Raw genomic sequence first — 14,408 nt, 5'->3', positions numbered from 1 at the left:
TTATTTACTTGATTTAGCTTTTGTAGAGGTCGATTTAGACTTGGCTTTCTTTTTGCCACGTTGAACTGGCTCACCGTTGTTGTCGTATCCACTTGCACCACAGCTAAAGCAATCCCATTTATACTTACGTTCACCACGTAAATTAAATGCAGACTGAATCATGGTCTGGCCACACTCAAAACACTTGGCTTCGTTGCCAGTGCGAGATTTTGTAAGTTGGGTATCTGGTGATCCATCTGGCAATATGTCGAAATAACGTTTACATGATGCAGCTTCACAACTGTATCGCTCTTCGTAAACACCAGGTTCTTTGCGGTACTTGGTATGTACAAGAGGCTTTTTACAGATACATGGATACTCTGTTTTGGTCACTTGGAATCTTGGCTCGTAGTTAGGACTACCATCAGGGAACACCTCTAATGGACCCGACTTACATTTTTTGCCTTTCAGGTTTGGATTGGATTTTTCACAAGAAAAGAAGTGATACGGCTTACCTGAAGAAGTTGAAATACCTTTTAACTCACGCAACCAACCGCCACACCCTTCAAGCTGACATTTGTATGTATGGTTACGGCGATATTCGTCAAAATCAGGAACCAAGTTACCGCTTTCGTCATTTGTAGAACGGTATGTTTCTTTACAGGTGCCATCTACGAACGCACGTTGAGAGCACTCAAAAAATACAGATTTATCAGTTGTAACCTGAGTCAGTGATTTGCCACATAAACATAAATGAGCAGTTGGCTCACGTACAGTTGGCTTACCCGGTTCATCTTTACCATCAACATTTCTGTTTGGCGCTGAACTTTTGCATGAATTACATGACCAGTAGACCGATGTTGTTTTGTCGCGATTGGTACCGATTTTCGGCAACATGCGTCCGTCATCACAGTTATTACATTTGTAGATAGGGAATGAATCAAGCCAATGTTTTGAGAACTGTCCTAATTCACTTTCAATCCCTAAATGGAACTTTTGGAGTTCTTGTTTGTAATCGGCATCACCAGTAGCGATTAGATCCAGTGTTTCTTCAATTTCTTTGGTGTAAAGCGGATCTGCAAAACTAAACTTACCTCTAATGTTTTGAATCAAGGTCAATCCATGCGGTGTAACTTCAATTTTCTTTTTAACAAGCTTGATATAGCCGTGCTTGATTAAACGTTCAAAGATTGATTGATAAGTACTAGGACGACCAATTCCTTTTTTCTCAAGTAATTTGACCAATGATGGTACGGTGTAGCGTGAACGTGGTTTGGTTTTGGTCGCGATAACTTTACCAGCAATAACATTGTGGTTTTGACCGACCTCAATATCCATAGGTAGCGTATGTTCAGGTTCTTTTTCTGAATCTTCTTCACCGTCCACGTATTCAAGTGCATTTTCATCAATACTGTAGGTCTTTAATAAACCCAACCAACCATCTTCCTTTAAGATACGGCTAGAAGCTTTGAATTCAGCATCTTTAGTAATGCTTTCACCATCTACATTGAGCGTGACATCTTTATAGACACCTACAACGGATTTAACTTCGTATTCAGCTGGAGCCATTTGCGATGCAACAGTACGCAACCAGATTAGACGGTATAGATCCTTTTGAACTTTGTCCTCACCAGCTTCAAAGGTAAAGAAGTCACTAGGACGAATACATTCATGTGCTTCTTGAGCACCATCGCGAGATTTGGCTTTATTGCCGATAATCGCAATGCCCTCTCTCTCACCAAAAGCTTCTAGAGCTTGCATGCCCTCAGGCGAAATTACGGCAGCATCAGTACGATGGTAAGTGATATAACCACCTTCATATAACTTTTGCGCTGCATCCATAGTTTGTTTTAGATCCAAACCAAGACGCGCTGCAGCTGCAGCTTGCAGATCAACAGTAATAAACGGCGCTGGAGCACTACGGAAAGATGGCTTAGTTTCAACACTGGTAATGGTTAAGTCTTTTTTATCAATTTCGCTTTGTAGACGGGTAATTGAAGCTTTATCTAACCACTGGTTATTGTGCACATCCTTCATTTCAGGATTAAGCCACTTAGAAAAATCCCATTTCGCAGCCCAACCTTGTTTTAGAGTTACTTCAAGGTTGTAATGTTCATGTGATTTGAAGTTTTTCAGTAGATCTTCTAAATCACCAAGCACAACGAGTACGGCAGATTGAACACGGCCAACAGGAAATTTGCCTTTTAAAATATTTGAAATTGGCTCATACAAGTAAAAACCGATCATACGGTCAAGGAAACGGCGTGTTTCTTGAGATGCCACCATACCTTGATCCAGCTCTTCACCATTTTGAAGTGCATTAGCGATCGTAGTTTTATCAATAGCGTTATATTTGACGCGAATATACTGATCGTCAGATAAGTTCAGGATACGTTTTAAGTGATATGCAATGGCTTCACCTTCACGGTCCAAGTCAGTTGCGAGGAAAACCGTATCTGCATTTTTAGCAGCCTGTCTTAATTCTTGAACAACGCGTGTTTTATTTTGAGATATTTCGTATTTAGGAACAAAGGCTGGATATGAGAAACCGATCTCATGATTAGGTAAATCACATACATGGCCAACTGAAGCGCGTACAACGAATTCGTGCGGATACAGGTCATCCAAGATATGTTGAATTTTTTCGACCTTTCCGGGTGACTCTACTATGAACAAACTACTCATTAAAATTCATCCAATTTTTAACTTTCTTTAGTAATAATTACTGAAGTTAATCTAGTAATGGTTTAAGTATATACAATTTTAAAATGTTTAAATAGGTTTAAGGGTTGATAAACAAACACTTTTAAGGGCTTATTTCTTAATCTTTAGTTGGATGAACATTTCAAGTGGTTAAATTACTTCCTGTTTTCAATAATCTACGCGAAAAAAGACAACAATATTTATCTAAAATTATGGGAAAAAATGGCTTAATTGTTTGAAAATGCACTGTTTAACCGTCACAAATTAAAATTCCAAAAATATTATTTAACGAATTAATGTTGTACTATAAAGGTATCGTTTGTTTTAAGCTAAAACCATGATTAAAAAACTTATAGTTTTAAGCACCTCATTGTTAATCATCGGGTGTTCGTCTACGCCACAAGAGAAACGCTTAGATCAATACCTTGAAGATACGAAAACTGATGCAAAGGAACGTAGTATTGACTGGTATTACAAACATGATTACGAGCGTAGTAATGTTTTAAATATTTGTTATTCCATTTATATAGATTCTGCTAAGAAAGCTGGTTATTACAGCGATGATGTTAGTGATGGCCGAGAAAAGTATTTAGACGATAGCGTACAAAAAGAAATGTACGCCTCAAATGACGAATGCAATAAGGCATATAAGGCTCAGGATATTCTAGATAACTTTGTTGCAAGCAATAGCCTTCCACAAGAGTCTTATGAAGACAAGTTAGATCCACAACAAGAACCAAGTTCAACACCAGAAGTATCACCTGAAGTACCAGAAGTGTCACCTGAAGCACCAGCAAATGAACCAGTCGCCACAAAACCACCAACACTGGAGGAATTAACCAATGCGAATCCGCAATAATGCGCTCATATGCCCAGGCCAATTTTTGATTCGATCTGCATTCTTTTTGCCCTAGCCATTTTACCTATAATAATTATTGGTATTGGCATACAGCTCAAAGAGAATTACGAGCGTAAGAAGCTCACTCAAAGCTATATGGATCAGCACTAAAGAAATGCAATAGGCAATAAAAAAGCAGCGAAATCGCTGCTTTTTTTATTTCTAATGAAGTTTACGAATAGGTTGAGTATAGGGGGAATCTTCTACTCGATGCACATGCATTGAATTGGTAATGTTCATTAAAGGTGAATTACTAGCCACTGAATGAGTCGTTGATGCTTTATGTGTGCGGTAGTTATTCAAAAACTGATCTACTACTGGCACATTGTTAGGCAATATTCCGATTTCGCGGTTAGTAATTTTAATCGTTTCTATTTGGTCTACATGGCTCATAACTAAGTCCACTACAATGATTAAAACTATGAGCATAATTATAGCTTAAAATTGAAGAAATTCCATTTTGGGATTTAATATTTGGTTTTTTTATGCACAGGTTTTTGTGGATAGTAGTGGGTATAAATGGCTAAGTTGTTGATTATTTAAGCTTTTAACATTGATCAAAAATTAATCAAAATAACGAAAAATAGAGTAAAATATGGAGAAATATAGCAGAAGCTATAGAAGAAAAAACAGGAAATGTCAAAAAAAGGGCAAAAAAAAACTATTAGAACAATCTCAGTCTAATAGTTTATTAAATAGGGTAATATCCCTTGATTCGTAATATAACCGATCTCTAATAAGTTTTAAAGCTTTTTTAATCATATTCACGGAAATTCCACAAACTATTATCTCATGCTGAACAAAAGTAATGATTAAGCCCTATACTCAGCTCTACCCTGATATATTGCAGATTAGTTAAACTGTTGTTTAGAAATCGCAAACAATATGATGTTATATTTGAGCAAGGTTAGAATTATGTATGAAATGTGAATGCTTTAAAAACTGATATATATTATCAACTTTTTAGAGTTTTACGCCTTATAGAATACATACAACTTGTTAGAATGCCTTATACTAATTAGCCACCCTCACACACCTTTTATGGAAGACCAGTATAGTGAAAGATTCAATCTTTGCTGATGTTATATCAAAGTTGAATGCGGAAGTTTTTACGCAAAAAGCTGGTCGCTTATACCCTCCTGTCAGTCAATTATTGGCACTGGAGAAAAAGTTAGCATTATGTACAGCATCATTGGTTAAAAGCGAAGACATTCCAGACTATAAACAGCTAGAACGCCTGTTTTGGGATAACGTAAATCATACCTATGGCACTGGTTATTTTGCGGAGATTCCTAAGTGGGGTTCCAACATCTTTATCCCATTACAGGTATGGGAAAGTGTGTTACAGCCTTATGCATTGTTCTATAAAAATATGAACCCTGAGTTTAACTTTTATGACTTTGCATTTACGACTGCAGCGTTGAGCGCTTGGCGGTACAGCCAACCCGTGCTAAAGCTTGAAAATGATGTATATCGCACCCTATTGAATGATGAAAACGGTCGCTATGTCGATGGTCATTTGCTGAATTACTACTTTCAGTGGACCAACTTTATTCATACACCAGGTCTAGGACACAACGACAAACCTTTATATGGTTTTTTCGCGCATCAAAACGAAGTTTTGTTTAACGGAAACAACGTTAAAGTACTGATCATCGTGTTTTGCTATGAAGATACTGAAGCCAACATATCTGATGAAGATCCTTTAAGCTTAACCTCTAATTGGGGAGACTATGTGGTTTTAGAGTATCGCACGGATACTATTAAAACCATTAAAGATAGTTTGATTGGTACCAACCTTAAAGGTAGTCCTGAGCTATTAATCTTACTTGGTAAAATGCTTAGCTTATTTAATTTCTCTATTCATCCTAAAACTGACATCTACAATCACCGTGGCTACCTGATGCAACCCACGTATAACGATACGATTGATTCATTTCTCAATAGTTATAGAAAGCACAAAGGTATGCCAGTACGCCGTGGCGTAGGTAAATCACCCTCTAGCAATCAACGCCGTGAAGTCCTCTATCATGTCCACGCACCAAGTTGTCCACGCCTGTTTGATACTGGTCTGAACACTGGTTTTGTGTCGCGCATGCACAAGAGTAGCCATATCGCTAATGACCATTTTAATACACTACATTGGCTTAAAACTGATACTGGCTTAAAACTAATTTCAGGTAGTTTATATACTCAAGAAACCGAAACTAAACTTATTAAATCAATTCAAAATTACTTTTATGGTAATAATACTTAAAGGTTTTCATTCTTTTTTCCTTAAACCTGTTATATAATTTTAATACCCATTTCAATCAATGAAGTATTATGCGTTTCGAGTTCGATCCATCATTTATATCTCATGTTGCAGTACGATTAGATGGCACTTCCTTAAAATCATTTTTAGACAACCTTGGAAACGTATCTTTTCAAGAAGCTGAAAGTTATTTAAGCAATCTAATTAAAGGGAATTATGAGCAAGACGAGTTTACTGTTGGCTTGAAAGTTAAACCTAAAAACTACAATCAAACAGAATTATTGGGGCATCTTTATAAAAATAGTGCCTTTCAATCGGTTTCAACTGAAGTATCGGATCTCGACACCCAAAACATGCACAATGACATCGCTCAATTCGTTCAAAGCTATGCCAATGTTGCAGATCTTCAGTACAACAGTTATTTCTTGGACAAGCAGACGTTTAAGCATGAAAAAACGTTAGATAGCTATATCTTCACAGAATTAATGCTGCAGTTCACCAACAATAATACCGTGAAGTTTCGTGTGGACGGCGAATATGTCACAGTGATTAATGCTGAGCTAACCTCTAAATACATCTATTTTAACGACAACAAGAATAAGCGGATCTGTAAGTTTTTAAGTAAAAATATGCATCCAGCTTATTTAGAGTCATTCTTAGAGCAGATGCATATTATTAAAATTGATTCTGAGCAGTACTTTTATAATGCAGTCGTGAATAAAACAATAAGTTATGATGCTGACGTTAACGCCTTTATGGACCAATCCCAGAATTTTTTAAATACCCTTGTGAAAGGTTATAAAAAACTGATCTTAAACAACGTGCGATTTAATCTTTACGAATTCTTAGAAGACGACCTTGAAAGTGTCATCCTAAACCGTATCACTAAGGCATGGCATTACGCTCATGAAATCACGTTGCAAACTAACAACCCATCAAAATATGTAGTCGCTCAACCGCTGGTTATAAAATATTTATAAGTGAGTTTCTTTATTTATGAACCCCCTCATGATCAAGTATGGTATCGATATTGGTACGCTATCTAAAATATTTAGATCGCATCTTGAAAATGAGGGCATTGTATTTGATCGTGAGAGTGACTTTCAGCTTGAACGAAGCTCTAAACGTATTTACCTCAGAACCAATCACCACAATGACGCCACAAAAAATAAGAAAAAAACGGCCTGGTATCTCGTAGATCTAGATAACGCACGTATGTCTTATGGTTGGTTTCATGCTGGCGGTGCAAACTTCACTTACAGCTTGTATGAATACATTCAAGAAATGGATCTGCAACCTGGTGACACCGTATATACCAAGGAACAGCAAGAAGAAGATCTTAAACGCTTCTTAAACTCATGCAAAAGTGCTGAGAAGAACAAAAAAGACCAAGAGATATTGGCTCAAATCTATACGGGTTTTGAATGGGCCAGAAGCCTACCCTTGCCAAACCGTCCACACAACTACAATGTGAAAAAGCAGATTAGCTTCAGTCATGCTAGATTGTACAATCCAAGCAACTTCACTAAAAATGAGCTGATTGATTATGTCAGCCAGTACTACCCTCAACACAAGAACAACACCATTATTCTGAACCGTATTATTGATCTGCAACCAGATCTAGATCAACAGTCGCTACGTCAGAACAAGCTTTTAGTTGAGGGGCAAAACCTCAAAAATCAAATCATTTTCCTTCAGACCATCGCTGAACACAAAAACAAGCGTGGTGAAGATAAGTTTACATTACGTGGTGTACTTGCAAACGGCGCTTTCAAAATCTTATATAAAGATCCATTGGATGCATGGAACCAAGATCGGATAATCTTTTGTGAGGGCTACGCCACTGGTGAAGCAATTGCAGAATCAATTCAATACTCTATTCCAGTCATTGTCGTGTACGTGGCTGGCAACATCATGAATGTAGTACGTGATTTCCGTGCCGAATTCCCGTTTTCACGCTTCTATATTTTCAATGATAATGACCATAAAACAGCATTAGAAAGCAAAATAAAGCGCAATCCCGGTATCTATTACGCAACAGAAGCATGCCGAGCTGTAAACGCAGCCATGATTGGACCTGAATTTACTGAAGAACAGCTAGATCTAAGTGACTGGAACGATTTTAAATGTTTATACGGCGTTGATTACACGCGTGATGTTATACGTCATAAAATGCAAAATGCCGTGTGGACGACTGCAATTCAAAGCACGGTTAACCCGAACTACTCTATCAGTGCCCTATTCTTTGGCATCAAACAACAGTTGGATGATATAGGCCTCTATCCTGATAGCATGACCAAAAAGAATTGGTTTAGCTTGGTTTTACGCGCATACGCCTTACTGACTCAACAGGGATTTAGTCAGATCCACCCGATTGAGCTGGTCAAAGAACAATTTATTGAGATTCTTGGCCAGATTAGCAAGCAACCCCGTAAAGTCACTGGAGCTGAAGAACCAGAACTCCTTCAGGCCTACACAAAACTTGTAGAAATGATCGCACGTAATGATTCAACAACAGCACTGAATCAACAGATTATCACCGTGATTAACTTATACAAAAATGCAGATTATCCAATTGAAACATTAAAGGTTTGGCTCAAAGATATTTTGAGTAAATCGAACGATCCTGAATGGTCCGAAAACTTCATTAATAATATTTTTATTTCGATAATTTGAATGTCAAACATAGACCCCCAAAGGTAGCAAACTTTTGGGGTTTATTTTTCTCTAAACTTTCATTGAACTAGGTTTATCGATCTACTTAAGACAAATGTTTCCTGATCTAGTTCGGTTTAGTGTCTTACAACTAGGTTTATCGACCTATTTAAAACTAATTTGTCCTGAACCAGTTCGGTTTTGTGTCTTATGGATTGGGTTTCCATAAACTTTAACGTTGCCTGAGCCTGAAAGCTGTACTTGAGCTGAATTGATAGCTGTACAAAAGATATTGCCTGAACCAGATAGCGCCACTTCTAAATTGGTGCTTTTCAGTGGTAACGCATCAAAATTGCCTGATCCTTTCAAAGATAAGACACAGTGTTCAATGGTACCGTCTAAATCCATATTTCCAGATCCACTAATACTTGCGGTAAATTTATCTTCATTTAGATTTAAGATCTGGATATTGCCTGAACCTTTTAAATCAATAGCTTTTAAAGTTGGGTAAGTGATCGATACTTCTAACGGTGAACGAGTACTAAAACTCACATTGTCCTGAATAGCTAAAACCAATACACCACCCTGAAAAGTAGCACTAATAAGATCCACAATATTATCGTCTGCAGTAATTTCCATTTTAGAATCACTTGAAGCAAAAAACTTCAGACTCATTGGACCTTTCATACAGATTTCGTTAAATGGGCTTACAGGTACTTGCTTAGTCACTCGTTTTCCACTTCCAACGATTTGATGGTTTGAACCTGAACTGTATACATTGGCGTTGCCATTGATTACAACAGAACCCGAAAAAAACTGTTTTGACATATAAACCTCAAATTAATAAAAGTAATTTAACCCTAAATAAGTGGTCACTCATAACCTATTTATTGTCTGTAAATTATAACATTGAGGGCTTAAATCTTTTTTATTAAAATAATAAATTAAAACTTTTAATTTTTCTTTAAACCTTTATTAGACATAGCTTATATTAAAGATTAAACAGAAATGTTTTTAGAATCGGTATATACTAAAAGTATAAATTTTCTTAAGCATATGATTAATAGTCCTATGCAACCTGGGTAGCACATTGCACCTGAATATATATTAGAAATTGGAATTGTTATGGCTGAGAAAGTACCGAGCGCCCGACATAATTGTGATTTAAATACGATGTTTCAGTTTTTCCAAGAAGAACTGGAGCGAAACTACGGATTCGTATTCAAGTCATCTGGTAAATATCAATTCGTGACCGTATTTGATGAAAAAGTGCCTTGCCTCACCGAATCAGATAACCCTAGTAAATCAAGTAGCAACAATGTCAAACCACGAGGGATGTATTGGATCTATCCAAACATGAACCGTGATACTGGTGAATACTGGCCAGTGCTCAAAGGACACCGCTTTGGTGTAACTGACATTGAAATCTCAATTGCTTTTGCTGACCACTATAAGAACGTAATCAAGCCTCAACGAGATTCAAACCCTAACTACAAACCACCAAGCAAAGAAGATGTTGATCGCCGTGTACGTGAGTTTGAAGAAGCTCAAAAGAAGCATCTACTTCAACAAGAAAAAGAGCTCTTAGCTGCACAAATCGCTATCCGTATTGAGTGGCAACGTGCTGGTAAAGTTATTGACGATTCATTTTTTAATAATAAAACTGGAAGCATTCAGACCTTTAAACGCGACATTCGACAAATGCCGTATATGGTTGAAAAGAACCTAGAGCCATACGGCGCTAAAATCATGCGTAAAGATAACTTTACCCGTGATGAAGCCATTGAAGCAGTAAAGCGTGAACTTCCTGAATCAGCCACCAATCAACAGCTTCTCGTTGAAACAGTAGAGAATGTATTAGCGTATCAAAAGCATTTTATCAACTTTGAACCTGAGCTTGAGGGCGAAAAGAAAAAAGGCTTTGATTTACGTAAAAGCAGAGCTGTCATTCTTGCACCGTTAATTGACACCAATAACAAAGTCGTCAATTTACAGCGTATCACCCACCATCGCCAAAAAAAGCGCAACAAAGAAACCAACAAGCTTGAAGAAGTACTGCATAAGGGCAAGTACTTTTTTGATAAAGCCAAAACGAAAGATGCATTCTTGCCTGTTAGCAAAAATCCTGATGTTGGCTATGAAGTCTTTAACCCAAATGCAAAGAACTATTTGATCAAGGAGGGTTGGGCAACAGCGATCAGCGCACGTAAGGCGTTGGATGCTGGTTTAGAGCTTGGTTTATTGGGTGAGGGTTTTACTGCAGAAAACACACAAGTTTTAGCGTCATACAGTAAATCCAATATCTCAAGTGTTGCTGAGCTTATCCGCAGCATCAATCCTGAAGCCAATATATTTGTTGGTTATGATAACGATGCTGGCCAAACGCTTGAGTCTGGTTTGAATCCTGGCTTACAAGAAGCTTGTCACAACTTTTCATTAAGTGGTGTGTTAGGTGATGTGAGCAAACATGAAAATACACGTATCACCCTACCCCCAGTTTTCCAAAATAAATTATCTGTTTCTGATTGGGATGATGCTCGTCAATATTTAGGTGTTGAACGTTTAGCTGCAGAGTTGGCAAAAGAACTAAATAACGCCGTCAAACGTATAGACAACAAGATCCCTGAAGTTGCGTATGCAATTAACCGCTACAACCGTCAACGCGAAGCTTATGCAGCCAAGTTCCCTAATAAAGAATACCAACCGAATTACGGCATTGTGATTGCACAATCAGATGAAAAATATCTGGAATTGCAGAACATACGAGCTAAAAACCAAGCAAATATTGAAAATTACAACGCAAATATTGAAAAGCGTAAACAAGATCTATCAAAAGCTAACTATGATGGACCAGCTGGTACAGGTAGCACGAAATCCTATGCAAAACCAAAGTACCAACCGCCGTCATTTGATAAAGCATTTGATGATAAATCAACTCCAACCGCTACGGCACCTGTATCTTCGCCCGTCATGACTCTTGAGGGCATTAAGTCTTATATGGAGATCCTTTCTGAAATTGATGTCACCAAAGTTCAAAATGATGTTTTGAAAGTTGTAGCTACTGCAGATGGCCATCAAAAGATTAAAGCCGGTGATATTGAATTCGAGAAAATGGGTGCCAAAGAACCAACCACTAGCACAAACCCAAGTATGGATAGCATGCAAAATACCAAAGTACATATTGATGTATCCAAGGACATCAACAAAGATACAGTTAAATTGCAGAGTGTGGATCGTTCGACCATTCCCGAACAAAACCTTCAGCAAGGTATCGATCATCATAGCTACGCTAAGTCAGCTATCTTTACCGCTTTTTGGCTTCATTCAGCAGAAATGTATAAAGCTAGAAAGTTAATTCATGAAGCTGGTATTAGTAATGCCGATGTTGAGGGTTCAATTGCTGTCGCTGAAGATAAGCTCAATAAAGCTCAGGAAGAAGTTTCTAAGAAGCGGTCGTATCCTGAACTTTTTGTGATTAGTGCGTCTGATAGCGAATACCGTGCGTCAATCATGAAAGTTTTATCTGATTTAGAGGCTGCACATCCAGAGTGGCAGAATCTCAAAACATTTAGAGAAAATCTTACTGATAGGACCATTGCATTTGATCAATTGAATCTGGATACATTGAAGATCAAAAACAAAGTAGTGCATTTGATTGTCAGTAATGTGACCAATGATCAAAACTATCAAAAGGTTCAAGAAAGCCTCACCACCCTTTTAGATACATCGAACAGCTTGTCTTTGGACCGTCAACAAAAGTTCAATCTTGTGAACGGTCTAAGTAAAACATTAAACAACATGGCCAAACTGTTAGATGAACCACCAGTCTTCCAAAGACTGAACGATTTCTTTACTCGTTTTGAAAAGCGTGTAGATGATCTCGTTCTAGGTGATGGTCTAAAGCTGTATGGTATAGAACCGCAAAATTTAAACAAAACTAACGAACGTGGACAGTCGTTCGATATGTAAAAGCAGATATGAAAAAGCCCCGAATATCGGGGCTTTTTTAGTGGGTATATATCTATTTTGCTAAAGCATGGTTAATTTGATCTTCCAAACTACGTCCGTTTTTATCTAGTTTTGTCGCCATAAGAAAAATACGCTTACCCTGGCTATCTTTAGCCCACTGTCTACCAATAGCATCTTTAACTCTCGCATCATCGGCACTATCTAAGTGACTACCTTTATACTCAAGAACGAATATAGATCCATCATCCAACTCAGCAACAAAGTCTGGATAAAAATAGTCCTTACCAGTAGGCAACCAAAATGATGTTTGTGGCTGTTTCGGTATATTTCGGACCCAATATTTTACTCGAGAGTGCCATTCAAGTAGTTGAGCACATCGAAACTCTTCCGAAAGGCTACCACCTTCAGTTTTTTCTCTTAGGTCGTCAATTTGAGCATAGAAGTGTTTTTCAAACTTGCATCCACCACGATAAGGTTTCTTTACAGGATACTTGCCTGGTTCAAACTTAAATGTATTTTCAGGTTGAGGCTGATTGGCCACTTGGAATTGACTAAACAAATCGCCTTGGAAAGCCTGTTGACGCGCCAACTCAAATAACCGATCCAATTCTTTTGTGATGGCTAGGGATAGTTGGAACTGAGCACGATGTAATTGTGTAAGAGTAAAGTTTTTTACGTGAAGCAAATAACTTAACAGTTTTGTTAAATATGCTCTTAGCTGAACTTGCGTTACCCCTTGTCTACTTACTTTGCGATCAAGCCAATTAATAAGATCGGTTTCAGTAACCAGAGTCGGCATATTAGAAAATTGAGCTTGTTGATTCTGAAGTAACGCATAATTGAGTTTTTGTTCATCTATATTAAGATCAATCTCAAAACTATTGACGGTTTCTTTGATAGAAAAACCTTCAAGTTGTATAGGGAAATCTAATAGATTCCATTCTATAGAGTCTTCTATTGTTTCCTTATCTGCAATTTGCCACATACCATCCACGAACAAACCTAGTTGTGGAATTGATGCGAAAGAAGCATTCCAGTTTTCAGGTGCTTGATATGCCTGGCGTTCAGCACGAGCTTCATTAAAGACTTCCTGAACCTTTTCAAGTTGTTTAGGCGGAGTCTGATCAATTACGGCCTTTTCAATCTTATCAAAAGTTTCATTAGTCGTACCTTTATTGATAATCAAAGAGGTACCTTGGCTATTTTCTCTTGTCTGAATTGCTTGCTTAAGTTCTTCGGATAGGGTTTCTGGCTTTAGTGTGCCGCAGCAAGCGGCGTAAGAGATGAGGGTATGGCCCCTCGCTATCGGCTTGCAGGAGCAGGTAGCAAACCACCATAAGCGGCTTGGATCAAAAGTCCCGGTCGTGAGCGTTATGGAAAAGGCATCGTAGAGATGTCAGGTAAGAATTAGGAAGGCGAACACCAGTGAACTGCCGTTCAAGTGTCGAAAGTACTCAAATGACATCAAAACCGGGGATGGAAGTTACCCCGCGATTAGTTTGGCCGTTACCTGCTTACGGGCCATTCGGTGTCCGGCGTAGAGGCAGCGCGATCCTAATTCAGGCTCTTGCGTTGAACTGCGGGAACCTTCGGTGGCGATGTCAAGCGAAAGGCACAAGCTCAAAAGGCAAGGCTGATAATAGCAATGCGTCACCAAGGGGCGGAGCAACTCGTAGTAGTGTTGAAGTTACTGTAATGGTAATGGAGCGAAGGGGTTGCATTATCCAGGTCTACGGATTTGTCAACTGTGCAAGCAGGAGGAGCAAAACTTTATGACCAAACCATTTAACATTCCTAAAGCGTTAATCTGGGAGGCATTTAAGAAAGTCAAAGAGAATGGTGGCGCTCCAGGCGTTGATCATGAATCTATTGAGCAATTCGAAAAGCATTTAAAGAACAACCTATACAAACTATGGAATCGACTTTGTTCTGGCAGTTATTTTCCACCGC

7 protein-coding genes and 2 pseudogenes are annotated in these 14,408 nt (G+C 38.2%); 6 read left to right on the top strand and 3 right to left on the bottom strand.

Annotation, left to right across the window (positions count from 1 at the left end):
* Positions 1-2,664 (bottom strand): type IA DNA topoisomerase, encoded by a 2,664-nt coding sequence (locus FTU46_RS15230; protein ID WP_148728177.1) that lies wholly within the window; start codon positions 2,662-2,664, stop codon positions 1-3.
* 355 nt (positions 2,665-3,019) lie between these two features.
* Here FTU46_RS15230 and FTU46_RS15225 point away from each other — a divergent pair, with 355 nt between their 5' ends.
* The 4 genes from FTU46_RS15225 to FTU46_RS15210 all read left to right on the top strand — a co-directional run bounded on the left by FTU46_RS15225 (position 3,020) and on the right by FTU46_RS15210 (position 8,510).
* A complete protein-coding gene (locus FTU46_RS15225; protein ID WP_078389065.1) occupies positions 3,020-3,541 on the top strand; it encodes a hypothetical protein in 522 nt (173 codons plus the stop codon).
* Positions 3,542-4,673: 1,132 nt separating this feature from the next.
* A complete protein-coding gene (locus FTU46_RS15220; RefSeq protein WP_171518606.1) occupies positions 4,674-5,837 on the top strand; it encodes a hypothetical protein in 1,164 nt (387 codons plus the stop codon).
* Positions 5,838-5,905: 68 nt separating this feature from the next.
* The gene (locus tag FTU46_RS15215; protein WP_077170259.1) at positions 5,906-6,814 is read left to right on the top strand and encodes a hypothetical protein; all 909 of its coding nucleotides are present in this window, start codon (positions 5,906-5,908) and stop codon (positions 6,812-6,814) included.
* Between the two features lie 28 nt (positions 6,815-6,842).
* A complete protein-coding gene (locus tag FTU46_RS15210) occupies positions 6,843-8,510 on the top strand; it encodes a virulence-associated e family protein (RefSeq protein WP_227518626.1) in 1,668 nt (555 codons plus the stop codon).
* 144 nt (positions 8,511-8,654) lie between these two features.
* Here FTU46_RS15210 and FTU46_RS15205 read toward each other — a convergent pair whose 3' ends face one another.
* Positions 8,655-9,317 (bottom strand): head GIN domain-containing protein, encoded by a 663-nt coding sequence (locus FTU46_RS15205; RefSeq protein ID WP_044112290.1) that lies wholly within the window; start codon positions 9,315-9,317, stop codon positions 8,655-8,657.
* A gap of 297 nt (positions 9,318-9,614) precedes the next feature.
* Between FTU46_RS15205 and FTU46_RS15200 the strand changes: the two genes are divergently transcribed.
* Positions 9,615-12,458, top strand: a complete 2,844-nt coding sequence (locus FTU46_RS15200; RefSeq protein WP_005028493.1) for a hypothetical protein — start codon at positions 9,615-9,617, stop codon at positions 12,456-12,458.
* A gap of 52 nt (positions 12,459-12,510) precedes the next feature.
* Here the strand turns inward: FTU46_RS15200 and FTU46_RS15195 are convergent.
* Positions 12,511-13,668, bottom strand: a pseudogene (locus tag FTU46_RS15195) (restriction endonuclease subunit R); the annotation flags it as partial.
* Positions 13,669-14,230: 562 nt separating this feature from the next.
* Here FTU46_RS15195 and FTU46_RS16865 point away from each other — a divergent pair.
* A pseudogene (locus FTU46_RS16865) lies at positions 14,231-14,408 on the top strand (group II intron reverse transcriptase/maturase); the annotation flags it as partial.

The organism is Acinetobacter sp. YH12108, from assembly GCF_013419055.1.
In the GTDB taxonomy this organism is placed as follows: Bacteria; Pseudomonadota; Gammaproteobacteria; order Pseudomonadales; family Moraxellaceae; genus Acinetobacter.
Note: the sequence above shows the minus strand (reverse complement) of the source record. Positions and strands in the feature narration are given on the sequence as shown.